The sequence below is a fragment of the Streptomyces sp. NPDC002742 genome (assembly GCF_042888885.1).
Lineage (GTDB): Bacteria > Actinomycetota > Actinomycetes > Streptomycetales > Streptomycetaceae > Streptomyces.
On record NZ_JBIAQF010000055.1, the window covers coordinates 1 to 23,224 of the forward strand.

Genomic DNA, 23,224 nt, shown 5'->3' on the forward strand with positions numbered 1-23,224 from the left:
GGTCTGGTAGAGGGTGAGTCCGCTGTATCGGCTTTTGGGGCCAGGCGCTGTTCGGTGAGGAAGGCGTGGGCGGCGGTGACCAGGGTGACGTGGTGATGCCAGCCGTTCCAGGAGCGTCCTTCGAAGTGGTCCAGGCCGAGGCCGTGCTTGAGTTCGCGGTAGTCGTGCTCGATGCGCCAGCGGATCTTGGCCAGGCGGACCAACTCGGCGACCGGAGTGTTGCCGGGCAGATCGGCGATCAGATGCCGGCAGGCGCCCTCGACTGGTAGCCCTCAAACCGCATTGCGGCACCTGGGGCCCGGCTGGCCAGCCACACACCCCCATCGACGCCGCACGCGCCCTGACCTGGCGCGATGCAAGGCATCCAGGCGATTGGACATCAGTGGAGCGTCACTTCCGCGACGGGCACGTCGAGACCTGGTGGGCCGCCGATGCCCGACTGGGCGGCTACGGCTCCGACTCACCCTGCCGGCTGGTCGTGGCGACCACCGATCCAGCCACCCTGCCGGAGAAGGCCACCTGGTACCTGGCCACCAACCTGCCCCACCCCGACGCACCCCACGCCGCCACCGGCCCGCACCCGCCGGCCGACCTCACCGAGATCGTCCGCCTCTACGGCCTGCGGCCCTGGATCGAGCAGAGCTACAAACAGGGCAAGGACGAACTCGGCTGGGCCGACCTCCAGGTCCGCTCCGACCGCGCCATCCGCCGCCACCAGACCCTGGTCAACTGTGCCTTCTCCTTCTGCTGGGACCAATGGTTCGCCCCACTCGGACCCCTGGATGCCACCGCGCCGGATCCCTGCCCGGAGAGGGGCCAGAGAGGGGGACCCGCCCCGTCCCACCAGCCCCAACAGCCTTGCTGGCCCAGGGCCTTACGATCCATCCGTTCCTGGCTCACCCCCGCCGTCACCCTCAACCGATGGTGGCAAGCATGGACCGACACGGACCCACCCTCCGAGCTCCAGGCCCTCATCGACGCGGTCACCACCGGACACGGCATTGACCTCTACCGCCGGATTTAACGAACTACCGGTAAAAGCTCTTCCCGTGCCCTGGGTGCAGCAAGGGATCACGCGTGCCCGCCGGGAGGCTATGAGCAGCAGGAACCCGAGGGCGAGCCGGTTCGCGTCAGCCGCGATGACCGTGTGGCCCAGGCGGATGAGGTTGCGGGTCAGCCCGAAGCCCGGGTTGGCGCCGACACCGGTCACCAGGATTCTGCGAGGGGTGTGCTGGTCAGTGGGCACGTGCTTCCTCTCCGGCGGCGGGTGCGGTCGCGTCCGTGGCGCGGGCCGCGTACGGGGTGCGCGTCAGCGGAGCCCAGCGGTCGGGGTTGCGCCGGTACCAGTCGACGATTTCGGCCAGGCCCTCGTCGAGGTCGCGGGCCGGCCGGAAGCCGAGAACGGCGATCTTGTCCCAGAGCATCGAGTACGGCAGGTCGTTGGCCTGCCGGTCGGGAATGCAGGTCACCGAGTCCTGGTCCTTGCCGCACAAGACCAGGAGCTTGGCAGTCAGGGTCCCGGACGGTGAGGTCGGTGCCACCGCCCAGGTTGTAGATCTCGCCGGGCTTCCCGTCGCACAGCACGAGTTCGATGCCAGCGCAGTTGTCCTCGACGTACAGCCAGTTCCGCACGTGCTGCCCCTGGCCGTGCAGGGTCGCCTTCTCGCCCTGCAGGAGGCGGGTGGTGAAGAAGGGGATGACCTTCTCGGGGAACTGGTGGGCCCGTAGTTGTTCGAGCTGCGCGTCACGCAGACGGGCAGGCCGTAGGTCTGGAAGTGGCTCAGGGCCACGAGGTCGCCGGCGGCCTTTGACGCCGCCGCAGGCCCACCACCTCTACAGCCTCCTCGGCCGCTGCCAGGGAGAGATGAAGACGACTCTCATCCTGCTCAGAACCTTTGTGGAGGAACTCCGGGACCAGGGTCTCCTGATGACCGACTACCGGGGGAACCGCTCGGCGATGTGCTCCAGCGCTTTGCCGAGTCCTCCGCCGCGGCTGGGCAAGACCTACTCCGCGGCCGGGTACCACTGGTTCCTGGCGAAGGCGGTGGTGTGCGGCATGGCGTTCGGCTCCCGTCGGCGAGTCGTGGCGACGGGCTTCGGGGGTACGCAAGAAGGCTTCCGTGTCACGGAAGACCAGCCGGAAAATGCCTGGTGAGAGGCGTGACGTGGGGCGTGGTGTCGATGCCCGCCGGCAAGGGGGTGGCAGCCATGCCTTGGGCTTGGGCTGCCAACCGATGTTGGTACGTGAACAATGATTTGCGAGATATGGCCTTATCGGTCTACCTGTGGCGATTTCTTGTCGGCGTGCGACTGGTGCAGCGGCAGAATTTGCATAGCAGCAGATCAAAGCTGGTCGTTGCCGTGATGGGAGGGGGCCGGGGTCGAATCCGGGTCGAATCGCCTCCCATCCGCCGTCGTTCGGTGGGTTGTTGCAGGTCAATAGCATGATCAGACGTCATCACGCCAGGGTCGCGTGAGTGGCTGCAGAACCCGAGGGTCAGGGGCGGCCACCGGCAGGCTCTTCGTCTGCTGGTTGTACACGCTCACCATCAACCGGCCACCAGTCGGTGAAGTGCTCATCGGTGACAAGCTCGTCCAAGCCGTCACGCACCCACATGGCCGCCGTGGCCCGCAGGATTACTCGCCCGCGTCATCCGCACCAATCATCGGCCCCGAACTGGGACCCATCGACATCGCGGCCACCCCTCCGCCCGCTCGAACCAACTCCGCCCAAACCAACGCGACGGCAACGCGGCCAACGTCCTCCGCCACCGCTGACCAGCCACGGGAGTCGCGCGGCGACCCCCGGAATCAACGTCGGCCGGAGGGGTACTCGCCCGTCAAACGAGGACGCGAGGAAGCGAGAACGCCGTGAACGATCGCCGCCCGGAAGGCCCTGGGAAAGGCGGAGGGCCGACACCGAAGCCGATACCGAGGGACCTGCCCGATCAGCAGGCCGCAGCCGATGAGGACCCTTGGGACGTTGTCGGCGCGGAGATGCAGTCGACCCTCGTCGAGCGGGCCGAGCCGCAGGGCCCGGATCCGGAGATTCCCGATACGGACGAGGTCGGCACCGGGCGGAAGGGTGCCCCGCAGTCCGGCAGTCCGCATCCGGAGCATCCTGTGCCCGACGAACCGTCTGCCTGACGCATCTCCGCGCGCCGCGGGGGCCGAGACACGTCACGCTGGGAGGGGCGCCCGCGGATTCCAGCCACTCGAAAAGGACAGGTGATGGGTGTGCGTACGTGGGTCGGCGAACGGCCCGTCCACGGCCGGCTGACCGGATCCGACCCACTCCTCAGCGCGTACGGTCCCGCCGCCGGTGCGGCCGCCCTCAGCGCCGTCACGGGGCGGCTGCCCCGCGTCGGCGCCATCGCGACCGTGGGAGCCGCGCTGCACGGACCAGCGCTGGCCTCGTATAGCGCCGTCCTCGCCGTTCCCGCCCGACACGGCGCCCCACCGAGACTTTCCTTCTGTTCACGCCGTCAGGGACGGTCGCTGCCTCGGGAATGGCCCTGCATGTGGCTTCACCGCGCGAGAGCGGGCCTGCCCGCCTCGCGGCGGTGCCTCGCGGCAATCGGCGATAGCGCGGCGGCCGAGCGACGCTTGGGCGTGGTTGCCGAGACCTGGCGCGAAGGACGCGCGGGCACGCTCCTGCGCACCACCTATGCCCTGACGCCGGCGGGCGCCGCGACCGCGGCGCTGGTCGGCCGCCGTGGTGGGCCGGCCGGCAACGCTCGGGGTCTCGGCCTGCACCCGCTTCGGGGTCTTCGCGGCAGCCGCCGCCCCGCGGCCAGGACCGAAGTACACAGTCGTACCCCAGCGGAAAGAAAGGTGCTCGATGGTCACCGTGTCTCTCACCGGAGCGTCCAAGGAGGACGTCGCCACCGTCTTCGGCGTCCTGCGGACGGCGTTCCCCACCGACCGACCTTCCGGCGACGTGCCTCATGATCAGCCGGGCGACCGCCTTCCTGTGTGGACCGCGGTGTTCGATCCGACCGAAGAGCGCATTCCGACCGGCCCGACCGGGTTGGAGGGTTCGGTCACCGCCACGCTGCAGGGCGGCTACGTCGCCGTGGACCGGCTCCGCGAAGCCCTGAGTGGCGCGTTCGCCGTGCAGGAGCGGGGCACTGCGTCGGGAGACCAGGAGAAGGAGGTCGACCTGCAGCTCCTGACGAAGCGGTAGCCGCGCAGGTCACGGACGCACTCGCACGGCGCTGGACGCGAGAAACGACTGAGCCGGGTTCTGGCTCGCTGACCCGGCAGGAGATCACTCGCGCGCCCGAGCGGCGCCCGAGGCGACGAGGAGGAGAGCGACATGGTGCGGATCGGGTACACGATGATGACGGAACAGGCCGGCCCGCGTGAGCTCGTCGGTCATGTGGCCGGCGCCGAGCGTGCCGGCTTCGACTTCTCCGTCACGTCCGACCACTACTTCCCCTGGCTGGACTCACAGGGGCACGCCCCGTACGCGTGGAGTGTCCTCGGTGCCGCCGCGCAGGCCACCGAGCGCATTCCCCTGATGACGTACGTGACGTGCCCGACGACCCGCTACCACCCCGCGGTCGTCGCTCAGAAGGCCGCCACCGTGCAACTGCTTTCCCAGGGACGCTTCCACCTGGGTCTCGGCTCCGGGGAGAACCTCAACGAGCACGTGGTGGGCGGCGGATGGCCGGCCGCACACGTCCGGCTGGAGATGCTCGAAGAGGCCGTGGAGATCATCCGCTCGCTCTTCGCGGGCGGGAGCGTCAACCACCACGGTGCCCACTTCGAGGTGGAGAACGCCCGACTGTGGGATCTGCCCGACACGCCCCCGCCGATCGGAGTCGCCGTCTCCGGCGAGCGCTCGTGTGAAGTCGCCGGACACCTCGCCGACTTGCTGATCGCCACCGAACCGAAGGCCGACCTGATCTCCGAGTTCGACCGGCACGGCGGCGTCGGCAAGCCCAAGGTGGGCCAGCTGCCCATCTGTTACGACACGGACCGGGACGCGGCCGTCGCCCGCGCCCATGACCAGTTCCGCTGGTTCGGCGGCGGCTGGCCGGTCAACGCCGAACTGCCCGGCCCCGAAGGATTCGCAGGCGCGACCCAGTTCGTACGTCCCGAGGACGTGGCCGAGTCCATTCCGTGCGGAGACGACGTGGACTCCGTCGTCGACGCGGTACGGTCCTTCGTCGAAGCGGGGTTCACCGAGGTCGCGCTCATCCAGATCGGCGGTGACCACCAGGAGCCGTACCTGGAATGGGCCGAGCGGAAGCTGCTTCCCGCCCTGCGCGAACTGTGAGAGGGCGAGGACACCCGCGATGACCACAAGGCGCGCCGCCGTCTTCGATGTCGACGGAACGCTCGTCGACACCAACCACCTGCATGTCGTCACCTGGTGGGAGGCCTTCCGCCAGGCCGGCCACCGCGTCGCCATGCGTGACATCCACCGGGCCGTGGGCCTCGGCGCCGGCGACCTGATCGAGTACCTGCTCGGCAAGGACCGCGACCCCGGCGACGACGAACAGTTCGTCGCGGCCCACCACGCGCTCTACGCAACGTACTTCGACCGGTTGCCGCCCTTGGACGCGGCCGGCGAACTGCTGCGCACCCTCGCCGGCCGGGGCTGGGAGATCGTCCTGGCGACCTCGGCGAGCGGTGCGGAACTCTCCGCGCTGCGCCGTGCCATCGACGCCGACGACGTCATCCTCGGGGCGGCCAGCGCTGACGACGTCGCCGAGGGCAAACCGGCCCCCGATCCTGTCGAGCAGGCCAGAAAGCTCGCCGGAGTACCGAGCGGACGGGCGGTGTTCGTCGGCGACACGGTCTGGGACATGAAGGCCGCGGTCCGGGACGGGGTGACACCCTTGGCGGTCCTGTCCGGCGGCATCCCGCGGACGGATCTGGTGTCGGCGGGCGCCCACGCGGTGTACCGAGACCCTGCCGACCTCCTCGACCGCCTGGACACCAGCGTCTTCGCGGACCGGGAATGACGTGAGCCGCCGGCTCGGCGGCGTTCGATCGACGAAGCGGCTGCGGCCCCGTCGCCGAGGCCCGTATCGATCCACAGGCTCCTTGAGGTGCCGGTACGATCTACCGTTCGGCGCTGGGGACGGCGAGGGGCTCGCTCGGAGCCTCCTTCTTGGCCGATTCCATCTGTTCGCCCAGTTCGGTGAGCCGGTTGCGGCCCATGGTCTTGCGTACGTCGGGGAACCATTCCTGCTCCTCTTCCTCGACGTGGTGGCGGACGTTCTCCATGAGGGCGGTCATCTTGGCGTCGAACCGTTCGTCCGCCGCATCGAGACCCGTCAGCTCGGAGAGCATCCACAGCACGACGTGATGTTCCTCGACGCTCTCCAGGACGTGGTCCTTGGTGTCGGGGGCGGCTTCCCGGGCGGCAGGGTAGAAGATCTCCTCTTCGATCCAGGTGTGGGCGGTGAGCTCCTCGATCACCTGATCGGCGATCTTCCGCTTTTCAGCATGGGCGCTGGCCCCCGCCTTCTCGAACCGCTTGAAGAGCTTTTCCACCCTCTTGTGGTCTTCCTTGAGCAGCACGATCCCGTCCACGGCCTCTCCTCCGATCGCATTCGGACGGCTCGTTGCCGCCCGGGACCGAGTACCCCAGCGGCCGCGGATCGTCACAGGAGGCATGAGGTTGCCCGGAAAGTCGGCCCGGGCCGCGGTGTAGGCCCATGGGAGGGCTGCTGGTTCGCGCCTGGTTGCTGAAGGGCACGGCTACGGTGCGGCCCACGGCATCTTCGACGACCGCGCCAGGCGGCACTCGGTCCAAGCGGCGATGGCACGCTATCCCGGCCGCCTCGCCGCCGTACCGGTCGGCGCCCTGCCGACAGCGACCGCGCTCCGGCGCGGGAGGCGCCGACCAGGGCCGCAGGGAACCCTACGAGGCCGCTGTGCTGTCGTCGCGAGCGAACGCATCGGAGCGATCGGACGCGGATTGCGCGGTCCACTGCCCGGGCGGGGCTTCAGCGGGGCTCTCGTGCTGGTCGAGAGCCGCCAGGAGGTCGGCCACCGTCAGGCCCGAGTCGGCCGGGTGTCGAAGGCTGGTCCCGGGCTGGATGTGGTAGTGGTTCGTGCGCCCTCGCCGGGTGTGGTCCAGATAGCCGTCCTGCTCCAGATCGGCAATGATCTTCTGGACTGCCCGCTCGGTGAGCCGGCACCGTGCGGCGATGTCGCGGATCCGCGTGCCTTGCGCCCCGGAGGCGATCGCGGCGAGGACTCGTGCGTGGTTGGTCAGAAAGGTCCAGCCGCTGTGTCCCTCGGGTACCTCAGTCATCCCCCCAGACTAGGCCCTTTCGTTCACGCATTCAAAAGGGTGAAAGAGAGTTCATGTATCCCTTGACGTGTAACCGGATGGAGGGCGAACCTGTATGCCATGCGAGAACATCCGCTCTCTCCCCCTGTGGGAAGCGGGGACGAAGCCGCCCACGATGCACTGGCCTGCGGCGCCAGGGTGGGAGGCGCGTCACCCTTCCTCGAGACAGCCGCGTATCCCTCCGGCTCACGGACACTGGTCGTCGTCGCCGGTGAGATCGACATCGATACCGCGCAGCCACTCCGACACGACCTGTGTGCCGCCCTGGCCCAGGCGCGCCAGGGACTGGACCTGGACCTCGCGCAGGTCGACTTCTGTGACTGTTCCGGCCTCCGGGTCCTGTTGCGCCTCCGGAGCCTTGCTCTCGCCCAGGGCAAGACGGTCCACATCCGCGCTGCTGGACGCGCTGTCGAGCGGCTGCTCATGCTCACGGGCACGGCATCTCTGTTCGCGCCCTCGAACGGTGCCGGTCCTCACCTGGACGGGAAGTACGAGAAGGACCTGCTCGCCGAGGTCATCGACCTGAAACGGGCGATGCGGAGCCGGCCGGTCATCGACCTCGCCCGCGGAGTCCTGATGGCCACGTTCAGGTTGAACGAGGAAGACGCCTGGGGCGTTCTCGTCGAGGTGTCCCAGCGCAGCAACACCAAACTTCGCCTCATCGCCGAGGAGTTGGTCGCGGCAATCACCGGCGATCCGCTGCCCGACCATCTGAAGCAGCAGATTTCCGCGGAGGTCGCCAAGGTCTCCGACGAAGCGCAGTCACGTTGTCACCACCGGCGCCGCGACTGGGTTCCGCCCGCAGCCAGAGCCGCGTCCCTGGAAAGCCGCAGACCATCGGCATGACCGCTTCCCGGCTACCGCGTCTGGCGGCGACCGCGTCAGCGATGCGGGTTCCGTATGTGCCGGCCCCGCGCCCACCCGCAGACTCATACGACGGCCACGGCCACGGCCACGGCGACGGTGACGGTGACGGCCCGTAGGACGGAGGAGGCCACGAGATCCACCCCTTGCGGACGTCGGCGCCTGGTTCGTCGTCTGCCCCAGGACCCGAACGTGCATCCGGCCCGCCGTGCGAGCGGTGTGGGCTGCCGCCTCCCCGGACGATCCGATACGTGCCCACCCAGTGGCCAGCGGTCATTCTTCGCCTTCGTCGAGGCGGCGCAGGTCTTCCTCGTCCCATGTGCGGGTGTCGCGCGGCTGGGTGTAGGGCCCGGCATCGGGCGGGAGCCCGCCGGCGATGGCCCGCTGGCGCACTGCCTCCGTGTCGAATTCCAGACCGAGGAGGATGGCCAGGTTGCTGATCCACAGCCACACCAGGAAGACGACGACGCCGGCCAGTGTGCCGTAGGTCTTGTTGTACGAGGCGAAGTTGGCCACGTAGAACGCGAATCCGGCGGAGGCGATCGTCCAGATCACCAGGGCCAGGAAACTGCCCGGAGTGATCCACTTGAAGCCCTTCACCTTCGCGTTCGGGCTCGCCCAGTACAGGATCGCGATCATCACGGTGACCAGCACGACCAGCACGGGCCACTTGGCGATCGACCACACTGTCAGCGCCGTGTCCCCGATCCCCAGTGCCGTGCCGGCCTGGCGGGCGATGCCGCCGGTGAAGACCACGATCAGCGCGCTGACGACCGCCAGCACCATGAGGATGACGGTCACACCGACGCGCAGGCAGGATCTTCCAGACGGGGCGGCCCTCGGGCATGTCGTAGATGGCGTTGGCGGCGCGGATGAAGGCCGCGACGTAGCCCGAGGCGGACCACACCGCCACCACGATGCCGATGACGGCCACGAGTGAGCCGAGGCCGGCGTTGCCCTGCAGTTGTTCCACCGCGCCGGTGAGGATGTCGCGGGCCGAGCCGGGGGTGAGCTGTTTGAGATTGTCGAGCACCCGGTCCGTGGTCGACTTGCCGGTGATTCCCAGCAGGGAGACCAGGACCAGCAGGGCCGGGAACAGGGCGAGCACTCCGTAGTACGTGAGCGCGGCTGCCCGGTCGGTCAGCTCGTCCTTCTCGGACTCCCGCAGGCTTCCGCTGAACACCTTGTCCCAGGCTCTGCGGGGCAGCTCTGTCGGCGTATCCGGGGCCTGGCGTTCTACTTCAGGGGCGGGTCCGGCCTCGTCCGGCGGCGGCTTGGTGTCACTGTCGTGATTGTTTTGTCCTGGAGATGCATTTTCGCCATGCTCGCCGAATACCCCGGTCGACGCACCTGAAGTACTCAGCCGACCCGGGCCGCAACAGGCAAAGCGCTCGGAGAACGCGTGACCGGCGATGCTGCACCGGCTCTGCCGATGCCGGGCCTGCCCTCGACGCTGCGGTGGGCGCGGGCAGGTTGTCAGCGCTGCCCCTTGCGGTCGCGATGGTCCAGCCGGCTCTGCAGGCTGGACAGGGCACCGGCGCGCCGCCGGCGCAGGGCGGCCCGGGCGGCGTTGGCTCCGGGGGCGCCATGGACTCCTCCGCCCGGGTGCGCGGAGGCGGAGGCGAGGTAGAGGCCGGCGACGGGTGTCTCGGGGCGGCCGGTGCCGGGTGTGGGGCGGAAGACGAACTGCTGGTGCAGGGCCGTGGTGCCGCCGTTGATGGCGCCGCCGTGGAGGTTGGCGTCCATGCTCTGCAGTGTGGGCGGGGCGAGGACGCGCCGGGCCCTGACGAGGCCGCGGAAACCGGGGGCATAGCGCTCGACCTGCGCCTCGACACGATCCGCCATCGTCTCCTGCTCCCGGGCATCCCACGAGCCGGTCAGCCCGTCGTTTCCCGCGTCGCCCCGAACTCGGTGGGGTACGTGCGTGTAGGCCCAGGCGGACTCGGTGCCCTGGGGCGAACGGCTGGGGTCGGTGGTGGTCATCTGGCCGAAGAGGGCGAAGGGTTCGTCGGGGACGCGGCCCATGGCGATCTGCGCGGCGAAGCGGGTGAGGCCGTCCACGCCGTCTGCGAGGTGCACGGTTCCCGCCTGCGCGGCCTCCGGGCAGGCCCAGGGCACCGGACTGTTCAGCGCCCAGTCGACCTTGAACGTGGCGAAGTCCCACTGGAAGCGCTTCAGGTCGGTGAGCAGCTGCCCGGGCAGGTGCCGTTCGGCGACCAGAGTGCCGTAGAGCGCGGGCGCGGACACATCGGCCAGGATCGCCTTGCGGGCCGGAACCGCCTCGCCGCGCGCAGTACGGACGCCGACGGCGCGGCCGCCGCGAACGACGACCTCGGTGACCTGTTCCCCGCAGCGGACGGTCCCGCCGCGTCGCGTCAGCCGACGGACGAGAGCAGCCGTGAGCGCCCCGGAGCCGCCGGTGGGAACCGGGAAACCGTAGGTCTGGCCGAGCATGGACATGAGCCAGCCGAAGCCGCCGCTGCCGGCCGCCTCCGGTGCGAGGTCCGCGTGCAGGGCATTGCCCGCGAGGAGAAGCCTGCCGCCCTCGCCGCGGAACTCCTCCTCTCCCAGACGCCGGACCGGCAGCACCATGGTCCTGGCCATGCGCAGCCCGCCCGCCGCGCGCAGCCGCAGGGCCAGCCGGGCTACGGCGCGGACCGGGGGGAACGGCGTGAAGAGGGCGTCGAGGATGCCGGCCCGCAACGTCTCCCAGACCTCCCGCAGCTCCTTCCACGCGGCCCCGTCCCCGGGGGCGAACGCCTCCAGGCTCGCGGCCGTCTCCTCCAGATCACGGCTGAGGACGGCACAGCGCCCGTCCCGCAAAGGGTGGGCGAGCACCTTCGGGGCGTGGCTCCAGCGCAGCCCCTCCCGCTCCAGATGCAGGGCGGCCAGGACCGGGGAGGCGGCAGCGAGGGGGTAGAAGGCGCTGAAGAGGTCGCTGGCGAAGTCGGGGTCGACCCCCCGGTCGTGCCGGACTGCTCCTCCGGGCTCGTCCTGGGCCTCCAGGACTTCCACGCTCCAGCCCGCGTCGGCCAGGAGGTTGGCCGCGACCAGCCCATTGGGGCCTGCTCCGATCACTACAGCGTCCGGCACGACTCGCTCCCGACTCGGTGGGTGGCAGCGCCCGGTCGAGCGGCTGTCCCAGGTCTCGGCGCCGTTTCAGGCCTTGATCGGTCGTCGCCGCACGGAAGTGGTGCTGGCAGGATCCTCGTCCCCCTCGCACAGCCGGGCGAGGCGGCCCAACATGGCGCGGTTCCTTATTTGCTGCGCCACCTCCAGGAGGCCGTTGTGCAAGGCGCCTCCAGCGCCGCGCAGGGGGTGTTCATCGAGGATGATCAGTGTGTGCTCGCCCCAGGGCCGCAGTTCCATCGCGATCCTCGCGGTCCCCAGCGGTCCGCTGTCCGCCTCCAGCTCGAGGGCGGCGGCCGGCTCACTGCGGCGCACGACGGTCCGGTTGTGCAGGGTGAGCGGCCCGATCTTGATCTCGTAGCGGAGGGTCGCCCCCAGGTCGGGCCACCGTCCCTCGTCCGGCTCGGCTCGTGAAGGGCCCACGACCCAGTCCCCGTACCGTTCGACGTCGGACAGGACCTTCCAGACGTCCTGGGGGGACTTCCTGATCAGCCGGTGCCGTACGGCCATGCGTTCCTCCGCTGTTGGAGTGTCAGGTCCCTTGCTGCGTGTTTCCACGCTAGGCCCGGGTAGACACTTCCGCTCGGGGACGCATTCCGGTGCCGTCGGTCAGCTACCGGAGTACAGCCCGCCGTGACCAGGGGCATCCTGGCCAGGGCGCCAGGCTGTTCTATGCGGAGGAGCCATGTCCGTTGGGAGTCCCCTGGCCGGCGGTACGGCGGTCGTGCCCCGAGCCGCCTTCGGTCTCGGGGCCGAGACGGCCCGGGCGCCGGTGCGGCGCCCGGTGGTGCTGCCGACGTCCGCAGCCGAGCCGACCCACGCCCGCCCGATCGCCGAAGACAGGTGGGTCCCGCGATCAGAGGGGCGCAGCCCAGGTCAGCCGCTGCGGTGCGGCGTTGTGTCAGGTGACCAGCAGGCGGTTGAAGAACGAACGGTAGTGTCGCAGTGCCAGGCGCAGGTCTTCGGTGTTCGCCTGTTCGCCTCGGTTCCACTGTCCTTCCAGTTCCTGTTTGTGGTCGGCGAATGTGGCGGCCAGCCTTTGCATCACGTCGGCGACGAGTGCGTCGGCGGTGTGCACGGCGTCGCGCGGGTCGTCGACGAATCTGTTCTGTACTTCCTGCCAGCGGGTGCGGAATCCTTCCTCGTCCTCTGCGCTGAGTAGCTGCGGGAGGTCCTCCTCGGCTTGGGCGCCCTGGCCCGAGCTCTGGGTGCTGACGTCGGCCTCCGCGGTCCTGTCTTCAACGGGTCTGCCCGGCGTGTCCGTGCTCTCGCCGGGGAAAGTGGGAACATCGGTCTGCTGCTGCGTGCCGGCTGTGCCCTCTTGTGCGGACCGGTCGCGGGGCTGGGCGAGGTCGTCGGTGGACAGGCCGCTCGCGGTGGCGGTGCCAGGTGTGTCTTCGCGTTGCATGTCTCCTCCGGTCCCGGACGCCGGGGTGGCGGCCCGTTCGTTGAGCTGTTCAGGCCGGTGCATGGCGGGATTGCCCGCCGTCGGCGAGCAGTTCGTCGAACAGGGAGCGGTAGTGCACCATCGCCCCCCCCGCAGCTGTTCTGTGGTCGCCTCGTGGCGGGTGCTGAGGACGTCGATGTCGTGGGCGGCCCGATAGTGCTCGAGCGTGCGGCCGTGCTCGACCGAGAGGTCCTTGAGCTGTTGCTCGAAGTCCTGGGTGGGGTAGCCGCGTTCGTGCATCAGGGAGGTCACCAGGTGGTTCGCGTCGTGCACCCCCTCACGTGTGCGCCGTATGTTCTTATTTGGGTGGGTTTCATCGCTTTTATCGCTGAAGCGAGGCCGTGTGGTTGGCGCGGCCTCGTTTGCTGCGGGCGGCGGCCAACGCGAGCACGGCAGTGAACAACGCAACGCTCAGCGCCTGCAGGCCCGGGACCGACCGTCAGGCGCAGACGGCGCGCTGTCTTCCGGCGAAGCCGTGATCGCTCGTCCGGGCGGCAGCTCGTGATTCCTGTAGGCCTTCGGGCACGCAGGACGAGGGGCGCGGGCACCGGCGAGTGAGGGTCTGTCCGGATATCAGTGCAGGATGCTCACGGCGCGGGCGATGACGAGGAGCGATGTAAGGAGGGCGGAGATGCTTTCGATGCTCATCATGAGTTTGGCGCGGGTGGTGAGCGGCATGGTGTCCGTCGGGCTGAAGGCCGTCGAGTTCGTTCCTGCAACGCAACGAGACTCGACTGACTGCCGGCGTACACCGCCGTTCCTGGCGGGACTGCTGTTAATTGGAGTGCAAGAGGGGTACTCAGGGGCCAGGTCGACCAGGTGGCCTTCCCTGTTGGGGACTGGCTCGGCTCAGGTTTCCCTGGTTCGGCCACTTGTGCCGGGGAAACCGTCCGACCGCTGCGCTCGGTGCCTGACGATCGAGCGTGATCACCGGCCTGTGACCGTGGGTGGCGCGGGACAAGCGGTTCCCCCGCTGGATGAGAGCCGTCATGGACCACGGATCACCGGGAGGTCGAGGATCTCTTCGGTAGATGTAAGGGCCGGCGCCGGGGGACGAGCAGCGCAAGGTGTACGCGGAGCAGGCCGTGATTGAGCTGGTGGGGCATTCGGTCGCCGAGGAGGCCTATCTGTATCCGGCCGTGAGGGAGTCTTTGCCGGACGGCGACAAGGTCGCAGCCAAGGAGCTCGAGGACCATGCCGAGGCCGAGCGGACGATGTAGGAGCTTGAGACCCTCGACGCGGATGAACCGGGTTTTGACCTCCTGATCGGCGAGCTGGTGACCGGGATCCGCTCGCACATCCGCGACGACGACGAGGACTACTTGTTCCCCCCGGCTGCGGCAGACGGCGCGTCTGAGGTGCGCTCATGAAACTGGGCGACCAGGTCCGTCGGGCCAAGAAGACCGCCCCGACCCCGCCGCATCCGTCCGCTCCGGATACCCCGCCGACCAACAAACTGCCGGCTCCCGGCGCGGGCATGGTCGATTGCCTCCCGGGACGCACTCACCGGGCGCGGCAAGAGCTGACGGGGTGCCGTCAGCCGGCGGGCGGCGGTCTCAGTGCTCCGAAGAATCCCGCCCCGCCCGGCATTCCTCGGGGTAGGCCGGCCTTTGGCCCGCCCTAGGGAGGCATGGGAACAGGCTTTCCCGGGCCGGACGGGGTGGGGTGGAGGACGTAGCGCGCAGTCGGGAAGGCGGTGTTTACGGTCATGGCTGAGGGGCACACGAGAATTCGTGCTTCGGACCGAAGGCGCACGCCCTGCGGGGATTCCGTTCTCCCTGCCTGCTGCGGTTTCCTTCGGCGGGCCGGGCAGACCTCCCGCGCGGCGAACCTCTGACAGACACGGTTCAGGCCGCGCTCGGTATCTGGCTCCGGGCCCCGTCCTGAACCCCGCGTTCAGGAGCGATCCCCGTGCTCACTGATATGAACCCAGACTGTTCGCAGGTCGACAGCACCTCTGTCTCCCTTCTCACCGGGAGCGTACGCCGAACCCGCGACGACTCCCCCCCCAGACTGCCGCGCTCTTCGAGCGGCTGGCGGAACTGGGCGAGGGGCCGGAACGGGATGCCGTGCGCGACGAACTGGTGAGGGCCTGGCTGCCCATGGCGCACCGTATTGCCGGCCGGTTCCGTGATCGCGGTGAAGCCATGGAAGACCTGCGCCAGGTGGCAGCACTCGGGCTGGTCAAGGCCGTCGACCGCTTCGAGCCCGGCCGGGGGGCCTTCGAGAGTTACGCCGTGCCGACCATCACCGGCGAGGTGAAACGGCACTTCCGGGACCGCACGTGGGCCCTACGGGTGCCCCGCCGGGTGCAGGAGCTGCGCAACCAGGTCCGTCTGGCACGCCGCGAGCTCACCCAACGCCCCGGCAGCCCCCAGCCCACACCCGCAGACATCGCCGCCCGCACCGGCCTCACCGAGGACGAGGTCGCCACGGGCCTGGAAGCGCTGGAGAGCTACAGCACCCTCTCACTGGACGCCGCACTGGCCACCGACGACGACGCGTACAGCCTCGCCGACATCCTGGGCGTCACCGACCCTTCCTACGACGTCATCGTCGACCGCGAGGCGGCCAGGAAGGCGTTGTGCAGGCTCCCCGAACGTGAGCGGACGTCCTCTACATGCGCTTCTTCCAGGACATGACACAAAGCCGCATAGCCGATCAGCTGGGGTACTCCCAGATGCACATCTCCCGGCTCATCACCCGCAGCTGCGCCCATGTACGCAGTGAGGTGCTGGGAGAGTGCGAGTGCCGCAGCCGCTCCGGCAGCGCCTCCGCGGCGTGAGGACTGCTCCACTCCCAGGGCCGGGTGGCCGGTTCCTCAAGCCCCATGCAGGCTGTCATGACAGTTCCCCACAACACCAGAAGGCCTCAGCCCCAAGGAGTCGCACCGATGTTGATGCCCCTCCCCGTCACTCTGTACCAGCTGGTCGCGGAATACGAGTCGCTCCTCGCCGAGGAATCGCCCGACGGCGCGACGCCCCCCAGCCAGCGCCTGCGGGACCTCGCCTACACCCTGTGCGTGTCCACCGGAACCCGCGAAGTCACAGACGCCCTCGACACCGCCCGCTCCTACCTGGCCAAGGCGGCGGCCACAGTCACAAACTCCCCGGCCGCCACGAGACTCCGAGCCGAACGCCGACCGGCCTCCGCACTTTCCAAGCCCGCAGCCATCGGAACGACCAGTACGCCCAGTTTCCAGTGCGACGTCGGCGAACCGTCTGCCGGTCGCCGCGATGGCACCCTGCGCCCCAGGCACCGGCCCACGGCACCCCACGCCGCGGGCGCAGGAAAGGCAACGGAGGGTGAGGCCTGAGACCCACCATCCGGGCCGAGAGGCCGCCCTGTCGTTGAGGAAAGGAAGTCATGGGCGGCGCGGCCGTCGCACACGGGGCCACCGCACTGTGGGACGTGCCTCTGGCCACCGACAAGCGTGAGGTACGGCCTGTCGAACAGCACATCCACAGCTTTCCGGAAGTGCTGCCCTTGACCGCGGCCGCTTTCACCACGTGCCTGCACCGGGACCAGGTCCGTGAGGTGACGAAGGGCGCCGGCGACACCGACGACTGGAAGCTCCTTCCCTAGCAGCGCCCGCTGCTGGCCCGCTGCGTACGGACCCGCCGTGACCGTGACAGCGACCACCGGCGGTAGCGGCGGGTTTGTTCCTCTTGGGCTGTTCTCCGGCCTGCCCTCGGTGGTGCCCGGCCGGTGCGGGCGAGATACACCGAGCGCCGGCACGGACGCAGAGCTTGGTCCCAACTCCCCTTGTGCAAGGAAAGGTTGGCATCCTCACGGACCTAGAGGCTCGGGATTCCCGCCTGCTCCCGCACAAGCCGTGCGGGCTGCTTCGGCCTGCACAGGGGTGTCGGCCGTCATGAGTTCCGGGGTCAGGCGGGCCCGTTCACTCGGTGGTGAGCATGCCGGTCCGGAGTTTGGTGAGGGTGCGGTTGAGGAGGCGCGAGACGTGCATCTGGGAGACGCCGAGGTGTTCGCCGATCTGGGCCTGGGTGAGTTCGTCGACGAAGCGCATGTGGATGATGCGCCGTTCCCGGCCGTCGAGTTCGGCGATCAGCGGGGCGAGGGCGTTGAAGTCCTCGACGAGTTCGAGGGCCTGGTCGTCGGTGCCGATGAAATCGGCGAGCGCAGCCTCACCGTCTTCGCTGGAGGTGATGGCGGCGTCGAGGGAGGCCGAGGTGTAGCCGTTGGCGGCCTTGCGGGCCTCGATGACCTCTTCCTCGGACAGGGACATCAGTTCGGAAAGTTCCCGCGTGCTGGGGGTGCGGCCGAGCCGGCTGCGGAGCTCCTCGGTGGCCTTGGCGAGTGCCACGCGTGCTTCCTGCAGCCGGCGCGGGACGTGGACGGCCCACGTGGTGTCGCGGAAGAAGCGCTTGATCTCGCCGACGATGTAGGGGACGGCGAAGGAGGTGAACTCGACCTCGCGGGACAGCTCGAAGCGGTCGATGGCCTTGATGAGGCCGATCGTGCCGACCTGGACGATGTCCTCCATCTCGTCCTGGCCGCGGCTGCGGAAACGCGAGGCCGCGAACTGGACGAGGGTGATGTTCATTTCGATGAGGGTGTTGCGCGCGTACTGGTACTCGGGCGTGCCCTCTTCCAGAACGGCGAGCTGGTCGAAGAACAGCCTGGACAGCTCGCGGGCATCCTTCGGAGCGACCTGCGACGGGTCACTGATCTCCGGCAGCACGACGGCCTGCGCCCCGGTCGTCTCGGTCACTGTCATGCTCGTCCCTTCCTACGTGATCCAGCTTCAGATGTCGTGCCGCCTGCTCCTGAGCGGCCAGAGACGGGGTACCCCCGCTTGAGGCATGCATGCCAGATATCACGGTGGACCTGCCACCCCGTCTCAGGAGTGAAAGCGGAACGGAGGTTGACCCATTGCGCCTGCGAGGTCCGACGTGGGCCTTGCCGGCCCCCGGGACACCGTGCGGGCGAAGCCTCTGGTGCCGTCCAGATCGAGCCCCCGAGGAAGGCCCGGACGCTCTCGCGTGCGCCAGCGGTGGATGCCGCGGGCCGGTCCGGTGGGGCGTCGGCACTCATCGTGTCCATCAAGGTCCCTCAAGCCTGCGCGGTTCAATGCCCGGTGTGGGCGCCGTGCTTATGCCCTGGCCCGCAGGCCGGTAACCAGGCCGGGCCCTTCCGTCGTCGCCGTTCGAGGTCGACTTGCTCCCTCTCGAACACTCGAAAATCTATGGTGGCTGGAGTAGACATTAGAAGATCGCGTCATTATGGTTTCTCTCGTAGTCGAAATCAGCAGGGCCCGGCAGACACGAACTGTCGGGCAGCGGTGCAGGTAGTGGCAGTGCAGGACGGTGCGGTGGTGGAGTCGCGAAGCCAGGCTCGTGCAGGACGGCGACGGGGCTGACGGCCGGACCGGGTGGCCCGCAGTGATCAGGGGCCGCCGCGAGCGGGACCGCAGTTGAGGCAAGTGCATTACCCGTTGGTGCAGTTCGCGGTACTCAGCAGTGAAGTCAGTGCGTGGTACTTCGGTGAAGGCGTCGGCTGCGGGCGCGCGCACCGGGACGTTCGGCAGTGGGGTTCTTAGCCGGGGCAGTTGTCGCAGGACGGGCGACGGGGCTGGCTGCCGAAGAGCGACGCTTCCTCAGGTCGCAGCGAAAAACGCAGTAGAGCAGTGCCGGAAGTACGCAGTCCCCCCTTTGGTAAGTGTTGGTCACGAGGGAAAGAACGGAGGGGCCAAAGCGCCATCAGGATCGCCCGGGCGTATTGCTGGGCCCGGGTACCGCAGGACATCGATAGCGAGGTGGTCTCCGGTCAGGCAACCGCGATCCCCGCGCACCCGACAGCAGTCCGGTCGGGCCCGCGGAAACAGAAGGCCGGCGCAGTATCAGCGCCGGTAGATGGTGTAGCAGTTCCTTCGGGGCCTTGGTGCCGTATGGCACCAAGGCCCCTCCACGCGTTCCGCAGAGAGGTGCAATGACAGCAGGCGACTCGTTCGGCCGGCTCGACGATGACGACTACCCCGCTTACACGATGGGCCGGGCCGCCGAACTCCTCGGCGCCACCCAGGGCTTCCTTCGCGCGATCGGCGAAGCCCGCCTGATCACCCCGCTACGCTCCGCGGGCGGCCACCGCCGCTACTCCCGCTACCAGCTGCGCATCGCAGCCCGCGCACGGGAACTCGTCGACAACGGCACCCCGATCGAAGCCGCCTGCCGCATCGTCGTCCTTGAAGACCAACTCGAAGAAGCCCAGCGCATCAACGACGAACACCGCCGTGCTTCCCAGCCGGCGGATCCAGCGGCCCCTGCCTGAGGGGTCTGGCGCCTCGGGGCTTCCCCGCCCCCGCGCGTACACGAAAGGGCCGGCCGAAGAAACTCCCGGCCGGCCCCCCGGCTTGCGCCGGGGTGTTGATGTCAGATGATGCGCCGGTTCTGGTAGTAGCTGCCGACCTGCTCGTGGTAGCCGGCGTCACCGGTGTGCTTGTCCTTGTCGAACTCGGGGGAGTCCTTGATCTGGTCCTTGGTGAGCGCGACGTAGATCTTCCGTTCGGCCTGGTCGACCGACTGCACGGTGCCGGCCGGGAGGAGAACGTGCTTGCCGAAGATCCATACGCCGGTGTCGACGACGAGGTAGGAGGAGTCGACGTCGTCCGAGTGCTTGTCGACCTTCCCGATACTGCCGTCGGTGGCCTCGACCTTGTATCCGGTCAGGTCGGTGCCCGCGGTGTAGCCGGTGGTCGGCTGGTAGCCCCAGATGTTGTCACTCATAAAATCCCTCCTCAAGGAATCAATCGAATGCCGCCCACAGTCGAACTGCGGACTCGTTGAGACCGAGCGTCATCGTTGCTGACGCTCCCGGGAGTTCGGGTTCCCAGGCTTCTTGCGCCTATACATACGCGCTGCGGAAAGAGTGAACAGCCGAAGACGTCGTGCTGGAGGGCCATGATTCCTGGCGTCACACCAGCCTCCGGCCAATGGCTTCCAGCTACGTCGAACCGGAGGAATCACCACTTTCGTCCTGCGGTCGCCGGGACGGGACATGGGTGGGGCCCGACGCCGTAGCGTCGGGCCCCACCCTGACGATGTGCTGTTCAGGCCGTCTACCAGCGGTACCAGCGGCCACGCCGGCCGCCGCTTGCTGTCGGACGGATCACGAAGCCGAGGACCCATACGATCAGCACGATCACGGCGATCCACCACAGTGCCTTCAGTGCGAAACCGGCACCGAAGAGGATCAGGGCGAGCAGAAGAACAAGAAGAACAGGAACCATAGTTATCAACCTCCGGACCGTCGTGTGCCCTGCAGCTCGATCTCCATTCCTGCGGATTTATGTATTTCTTAGACGGTCCACGGCTGCGAATGCGTGGCAGTCCTCGGGTTGGTTTGGGATGCAGACCCGGGGTGACACGGAGGGCGTAATCGAGTTCCGAATGAGGCAGGGGTGAGTGGTTGTGGCTGCGGACGAGAAGGCTCAGGCCAAGGGCGAGCAGGCCGAAGGCAAGATCAAGAAGGTCGTCGGCGGTGCGGCGGGCAACGAGTCCCTGAAGGCCGAGGGGCGCGCCGAGGAGTCCAAGGGCGACCTGCGCGCGGCCAAGGAGAAGGCCAAGGACGCCATCCGGCCCAAGTAGGCGCTGAGCACTTCTGATCCCGGCAGCCCGTCGGCTGCCGGGATTTGCGCTGCCGGTGCCGGCTCCGCTTTCGCGACGGATGAACAGAGGGGCTACGTCATCAGTGCGCGACGGCACTGCGACCAAGAGGACGCATGTCATGGGTTCGACGTGCTCCCGCTGCGGCCGAACGGTGGCAACTGCGGTCACGACGCAGCGAGCGCGGACATGTGCGCTGCGTTCTGGGTGCCGGCACCTGACGGTCAGTCGGCCCGGATGAGCTGGGCCCGTCCGAACAGCAGGGCGTAGCCGTCGGGGAGCTGTCCGATGATCCGGGCGGTCAGGTCGTCACCGGCGATGCGACCCACGGCGCCGAGGACCGATCCGGTGTCCCAACGGGTCGTCGCCGGGGTGCCGCCGGTTCGCTCAGCGAGGTCCTTCACGAAGCCCCAGCCGGTCAGCGGGCTGCTCGTAGGGGGCTGCGAGGAGAAGTGGCAGGCTGCTTCCTGAGGGAGGCGAGCGGCGAGTTCCATCCGCTCGGTGCCTGTCAACTGGCGGCCGAGGGCTTCGAGTACTCGGCGTACGACGCCTTCTGCGTGGCGGCGGGTGGGGTAGGCGCCGTCGTAGCGCACCTTTTCCAGCAGCTGGTCGAAGGTGACGGTTGCCGTTGGGGGAGGGGGCGCGGGGGGAGAGAGAAGAGTCATGAGGGCTTCGGCTTTCCTTGCGTGACCGTCTTCCTGCGGGAGAGCGGCTGTTCCGTGTGAACCCTGTTCTTCGCGGAGGTCGGTTGTCCGGCGTGGAGTGAGGGGGCCGGTGCCGCCGGGGCCCAGGCGGGATCGCGGGCGAACCGTCCTGGGCCCGACCGGCGGACGTGCGACCGGCGGATCAGCTGTCGAGTACCTTGCGTTCGGCGGTGCTGCGGACGCTGATCTTGCGGGGCTTGGCCCGTTCGGCGATCGGGATGAGGAGGGTCAGGACGCCGGCCTCGTAGTCCGCGGAGATGTGCTCGGTGTCGAGGGTGTCGGCCAGGACGAGCTGGCGGGAGAAGACACCCAGAGGCCGCTCGGCCAGTTCCGTCTGGGCGCTCTCCGAGCGCGGCAGCGGGCGTCGCTCCGCCTTCACGGTGAGCATGTTCCGCTCGACGTCGATGTCGAGGGCGTCGGGGTCGATGCCCGGCAGGTCGAAGGCGATGACGTACTGGTCGCCGTCTCGGTAGGCGTCCATCGGCATCGCGGACGGGCGGGACCACGTTCCCGGACCCGTCAGATGCTGGGCCAGCCGGTCGAGTTCCCGGAACGGGTCAGTGCGCATCAACACGGGATACACCTCCAGATGAGTTCAGGCAGTTGCTGCCAATGCGCTTCACCTGACACCGTTGTAACATGTCATCCAAACGACGACAAGTGAAACGTCATCCAGGAGATGACGATGCTTGAGAGGAGGGGAGGGTGAGCGGCAAACTTCCGGCGTCGGCCTCGTTCGCGGCGACGGCCACGGCGCTCGAGGCCCTCGCACAGGCCCTGCAGGCCGCACAGTCCGCAAGGACCGCCGCATCCGACGATCCCCAAGGTGCCCTCGCGGCGCTGCTCCTCCTGCGGCAGGTTCGTGAACAGCTGGCCGGCTGGGAGCCGGGACTGATCGAAGCGGCGCGGCAGGCGGGTGCGAGCTGGGCCGATCTGGCCCATCCGCTCGGCGTCTCCAGCCGCCAGGCCGCCGAACGCCGCTACCTGCGCGTGCGTCCCGGTGAAGCGGGCACCACCAAGGAACAGCGGGTGCAGGCCACCCGCGGCCGGCGCGCCGCAGACCGCTCCGTAGCTGCCTGGGCCCACGACCACGCCGCCACGCTCCGCCAGCTCGCCGGGACCATCACCGCCCTGACAGATCTCCCCGACACGGCGGCGAGCGCCATCACCGCTCTCCATGCCGCCCTCGGCGACAGCGACCCGGCCCAACTCCTTGGCCCCCTCTCCGATGCAGGCCCACACCTGCGCGCCGATCACCCGGCCCTGGCCGACCGCGTCACCGAGGTCGGCCGCCACACACACGAAACGCGCGAGAACGAACAGCGACAACGTTCGTCGCTCGAGTCGTGACCGCGTTGGGCGGCCCTCTGGGCGTCTCGCAGCGGTGGATCCGGCGCCGCGGTCGGCAGGCACAAGCTGGTCCCGGACCCTCCGCTATAGGGGGCGGGGGCGGATCCGCGCAGTCGGCTGTGAGTGCAACGCTTGCCGAGCGATATGTGTATTTCCGTTCTAGTTTGTCACTGTCTCTGATTTTCCTAGGCAAGGAGCAGGGCATGGCTGGCAAGGGCGGCATGGACAAGGCCAAGGGCAAAATGAAGGAAACGGTCGGTAAGGCCACTGGCAACGACCGGATGAAAGCCGAGGGGAAGATGGACCAGGCGGAGGGCGAGGCGAAGGAAGCCCTGGACGACGCCAAGGACTCCATGCGCGGCAAGCACGGCAAGCACGGCAAGCGCTGAAGCACGGACCGGCTCCGGTGAAAGGGCCCGCCTCCGAGAGGGCGGGCCCTTTCACCGGAGCCGGTCCGGCATCCGGGCGCTGCGTGCTGACACCGTCGGCCTGCGGAGTCCCCGCCCGGCCTGAGAAGTCGGAGGCGTTGGCATGAAGACGTGCGCGCGTATGAGGCGGGCAACCCTTCGGGGCCGGAGCTCGCCGAGTCGGGTGGACCGCCGACACCCGACCGGACGGAAGGCCCGATTGATGCGCCCTCCGGCAGCCCGCTCCCAGCCCGGGGCGTCCGAAACGTTCGCTGATCATGGGTGCACCGCCTCGACGGCGGTCAACTGGCGGCTGTTCCTGCCCCCGAGCTGGGATCCCGCCTCGCCGAAGGCCGATGCGGACAAGGTCGCCCGACGTGCTG

23 protein-coding genes and 7 pseudogenes are annotated in these 23,224 nt (G+C 68.7%); 15 read left to right on the forward strand and 15 right to left on the reverse strand.

Annotated elements, in window-relative coordinates; translation table 11 throughout:
* Positions 1-212: pseudogene (locus tag ACFYW8_RS43895) on the reverse strand (transposase); the annotation flags it as partial.
* Positions 213-382: 170 nt separating this feature from the next.
* Here ACFYW8_RS43895 and ACFYW8_RS43900 point away from each other — a divergent pair.
* Positions 383-1,024 carry a hypothetical protein gene (locus ACFYW8_RS43900; protein ID WP_389093516.1) on the forward strand — a complete coding sequence of 214 codons (642 nt, stop codon included), beginning with the start codon at positions 383-385 and terminating at the stop codon, positions 1,022-1,024.
* A 211-nt stretch (positions 1,025-1,235) separates the two neighbouring features.
* On the opposite strand, the gene ACFYW8_RS43905 is transcribed toward ACFYW8_RS43900, so the two are convergent.
* Positions 1,236-1,541, reverse strand: coding sequence for a hypothetical protein (locus ACFYW8_RS43905; protein WP_389093521.1), 306 nt, complete (start codon positions 1,539-1,541; stop codon positions 1,236-1,238).
* A gap of 34 nt (positions 1,542-1,575) precedes the next feature.
* Positions 1,576-1,752: pseudogene (locus ACFYW8_RS43910) on the reverse strand (NAD-dependent epimerase/dehydratase family protein); the annotation flags it as partial.
* A gap of 112 nt (positions 1,753-1,864) precedes the next feature.
* Here ACFYW8_RS43910 and ACFYW8_RS43915 point away from each other — a divergent pair.
* The 5 genes from ACFYW8_RS43915 (at position 1,865) to ACFYW8_RS43935 (ending at position 5,975) form a co-directional block, all read left to right on the forward strand.
* A complete protein-coding gene (locus ACFYW8_RS43915) occupies positions 1,865-2,155 on the forward strand; it encodes a hypothetical protein (protein WP_389093525.1) in 291 nt (96 codons plus the stop codon).
* A gap of 716 nt (positions 2,156-2,871) precedes the next feature.
* Positions 2,872-3,147 (forward strand): hypothetical protein, encoded by a 276-nt coding sequence (locus tag ACFYW8_RS43920; RefSeq protein ID WP_389093529.1) that lies wholly within the window; start codon positions 2,872-2,874, stop codon positions 3,145-3,147.
* A 694-nt stretch (positions 3,148-3,841) separates the two neighbouring features.
* Positions 3,842-4,186, forward strand: a complete 345-nt coding sequence (locus ACFYW8_RS43925) for a hypothetical protein (protein WP_389093534.1) — start codon at positions 3,842-3,844, stop codon at positions 4,184-4,186.
* Between the two features lie 132 nt (positions 4,187-4,318).
* Positions 4,319-5,284 carry an LLM class F420-dependent oxidoreductase gene (locus tag ACFYW8_RS43930; RefSeq protein WP_389093536.1) on the forward strand — a complete coding sequence of 322 codons (966 nt, stop codon included), beginning with the start codon at positions 4,319-4,321 and terminating at the stop codon, positions 5,282-5,284.
* 19 nt (positions 5,285-5,303) lie between these two features.
* Positions 5,304-5,975: an HAD family hydrolase gene (locus ACFYW8_RS43935; protein ID WP_389093539.1), complete on the forward strand. Its 672-nt coding sequence runs from the start codon at positions 5,304-5,306 to the stop codon at positions 5,973-5,975.
* A 100-nt stretch (positions 5,976-6,075) separates the two neighbouring features.
* Here the strand turns inward: ACFYW8_RS43935 and ACFYW8_RS43940 are convergent, their stop codons facing one another.
* The gene (locus tag ACFYW8_RS43940) at positions 6,076-6,549 is read right to left on the reverse strand and encodes a hemerythrin domain-containing protein (protein ID WP_389093543.1); all 474 of its coding nucleotides are present in this window, start codon (positions 6,547-6,549) and stop codon (positions 6,076-6,078) included.
* A 331-nt stretch (positions 6,550-6,880) separates the two neighbouring features.
* On the reverse strand, positions 6,881-7,276 hold the full coding sequence (locus tag ACFYW8_RS43945; protein ID WP_389093547.1) for a helix-turn-helix transcriptional regulator: 396 nt from the start codon (positions 7,274-7,276) through the stop codon (positions 6,881-6,883).
* A gap of 99 nt (positions 7,277-7,375) precedes the next feature.
* Here ACFYW8_RS43945 and ACFYW8_RS43950 point away from each other — a divergent pair, with 99 nt between their 5' ends.
* Entirely contained in the window at positions 7,376-8,161 is a 786-nt protein-coding gene (locus tag ACFYW8_RS43950; protein ID WP_389093550.1) for an ANTAR domain-containing protein, read from the forward strand.
* Positions 8,162-8,452: 291 nt separating this feature from the next.
* Here ACFYW8_RS43950 and ACFYW8_RS43955 read toward each other — a convergent pair.
* The 5 genes and pseudogenes from ACFYW8_RS43955 to ACFYW8_RS43975 all read right to left on the reverse strand — a co-directional run.
* Positions 8,453-9,542: pseudogene (locus ACFYW8_RS43955) on the reverse strand (YihY/virulence factor BrkB family protein).
* Between the two features lie 113 nt (positions 9,543-9,655).
* Entirely contained in the window at positions 9,656-11,272 is a 1,617-nt protein-coding gene (locus tag ACFYW8_RS43960; protein ID WP_389093553.1) for a phytoene desaturase family protein, read from the reverse strand.
* Between the two features lie 66 nt (positions 11,273-11,338).
* A complete protein-coding gene (locus ACFYW8_RS43965; RefSeq protein ID WP_389093557.1) occupies positions 11,339-11,818 on the reverse strand; it encodes an SRPBCC family protein in 480 nt (159 codons plus the stop codon).
* A gap of 391 nt (positions 11,819-12,209) precedes the next feature.
* A complete protein-coding gene (locus ACFYW8_RS43970; RefSeq protein WP_389093562.1) occupies positions 12,210-12,716 on the reverse strand; it encodes a hypothetical protein in 507 nt (168 codons plus the stop codon).
* A gap of 49 nt (positions 12,717-12,765) precedes the next feature.
* Positions 12,766-13,034: pseudogene (locus ACFYW8_RS43975) on the reverse strand (hypothetical protein); the annotation flags it as partial.
* A gap of 714 nt (positions 13,035-13,748) precedes the next feature.
* Here ACFYW8_RS43975 and ACFYW8_RS43980 point away from each other — a divergent pair.
* The 4 genes and pseudogenes from ACFYW8_RS43980 to ACFYW8_RS43995 form a co-directional block, all read left to right on the forward strand.
* Positions 13,749-14,281: pseudogene (locus ACFYW8_RS43980) on the forward strand (hemerythrin domain-containing protein); the annotation flags it as partial.
* Positions 14,282-14,678: 397 nt separating this feature from the next.
* Positions 14,679-15,540: pseudogene (locus tag ACFYW8_RS43985) on the forward strand (SigB/SigF/SigG family RNA polymerase sigma factor).
* 108 nt (positions 15,541-15,648) lie between these two features.
* Positions 15,649-16,071, forward strand: coding sequence for a DUF5133 domain-containing protein (locus ACFYW8_RS43990; protein WP_389093567.1), 423 nt, complete (start codon positions 15,649-15,651; stop codon positions 16,069-16,071).
* Positions 16,072-16,118: 47 nt separating this feature from the next.
* Positions 16,119-16,337: pseudogene (locus tag ACFYW8_RS43995) on the forward strand (diguanylate cyclase); the annotation flags it as partial.
* Positions 16,338-16,656: 319 nt separating this feature from the next.
* Here ACFYW8_RS43995 and ACFYW8_RS44000 read toward each other — a convergent pair.
* A complete protein-coding gene (locus tag ACFYW8_RS44000) occupies positions 16,657-17,496 on the reverse strand; it encodes an RNA polymerase sigma factor SigF (protein ID WP_389093572.1) in 840 nt (279 codons plus the stop codon).
* 1,211 nt (positions 17,497-18,707) lie between these two features.
* On the opposite strand from ACFYW8_RS44000, the gene ACFYW8_RS44005 reads away from it, so the two are divergent.
* Positions 18,708-19,046, forward strand: coding sequence for a MerR family transcriptional regulator (locus ACFYW8_RS44005; protein ID WP_389093575.1), 339 nt, complete (start codon positions 18,708-18,710; stop codon positions 19,044-19,046).
* A 101-nt stretch (positions 19,047-19,147) separates the two neighbouring features.
* Here ACFYW8_RS44005 and ACFYW8_RS44010 read toward each other — a convergent pair whose 3' ends face one another.
* The gene (locus ACFYW8_RS44010; protein WP_365882397.1) at positions 19,148-19,501 is read right to left on the reverse strand and encodes a PRC-barrel domain-containing protein; all 354 of its coding nucleotides are present in this window, start codon (positions 19,499-19,501) and stop codon (positions 19,148-19,150) included.
* 332 nt (positions 19,502-19,833) lie between these two features.
* A complete protein-coding gene (locus tag ACFYW8_RS44015) occupies positions 19,834-20,004 on the reverse strand; it encodes a hydrophobic protein (protein WP_261710066.1) in 171 nt (56 codons plus the stop codon).
* A 181-nt stretch (positions 20,005-20,185) separates the two neighbouring features.
* On the opposite strand from ACFYW8_RS44015, the gene ACFYW8_RS44020 reads away from it, so the two are divergent.
* Positions 20,186-20,362, forward strand: a complete 177-nt coding sequence (locus ACFYW8_RS44020; protein WP_355858740.1) for a CsbD family protein — start codon at positions 20,186-20,188, stop codon at positions 20,360-20,362.
* A 242-nt stretch (positions 20,363-20,604) separates the two neighbouring features.
* Here ACFYW8_RS44020 and ACFYW8_RS44025 read toward each other — a convergent pair whose 3' ends face one another.
* Both ACFYW8_RS44025 and ACFYW8_RS44030 read right to left on the reverse strand, forming a co-directional pair.
* Positions 20,605-21,045, reverse strand: coding sequence for a DUF2267 domain-containing protein (locus ACFYW8_RS44025; protein WP_389093585.1), 441 nt, complete (start codon positions 21,043-21,045; stop codon positions 20,605-20,607).
* A 181-nt stretch (positions 21,046-21,226) separates the two neighbouring features.
* The gene (locus tag ACFYW8_RS44030; RefSeq protein ID WP_389093589.1) at positions 21,227-21,658 is read right to left on the reverse strand and encodes an Hsp20/alpha crystallin family protein; all 432 of its coding nucleotides are present in this window, start codon (positions 21,656-21,658) and stop codon (positions 21,227-21,229) included.
* A 131-nt stretch (positions 21,659-21,789) separates the two neighbouring features.
* Here ACFYW8_RS44030 and ACFYW8_RS44035 point away from each other — a divergent pair, with 131 nt between their 5' ends.
* Positions 21,790-22,434, forward strand: coding sequence for a type III effector protein (locus ACFYW8_RS44035; protein ID WP_389093593.1), 645 nt, complete (start codon positions 21,790-21,792; stop codon positions 22,432-22,434).
* Between the two features lie 203 nt (positions 22,435-22,637).
* Positions 22,638-22,823, forward strand: a complete 186-nt coding sequence (locus ACFYW8_RS44040; RefSeq protein ID WP_389093598.1) for a CsbD family protein — start codon at positions 22,638-22,640, stop codon at positions 22,821-22,823.
* Positions 22,824-23,224 lie beyond the last annotated feature (401 nt).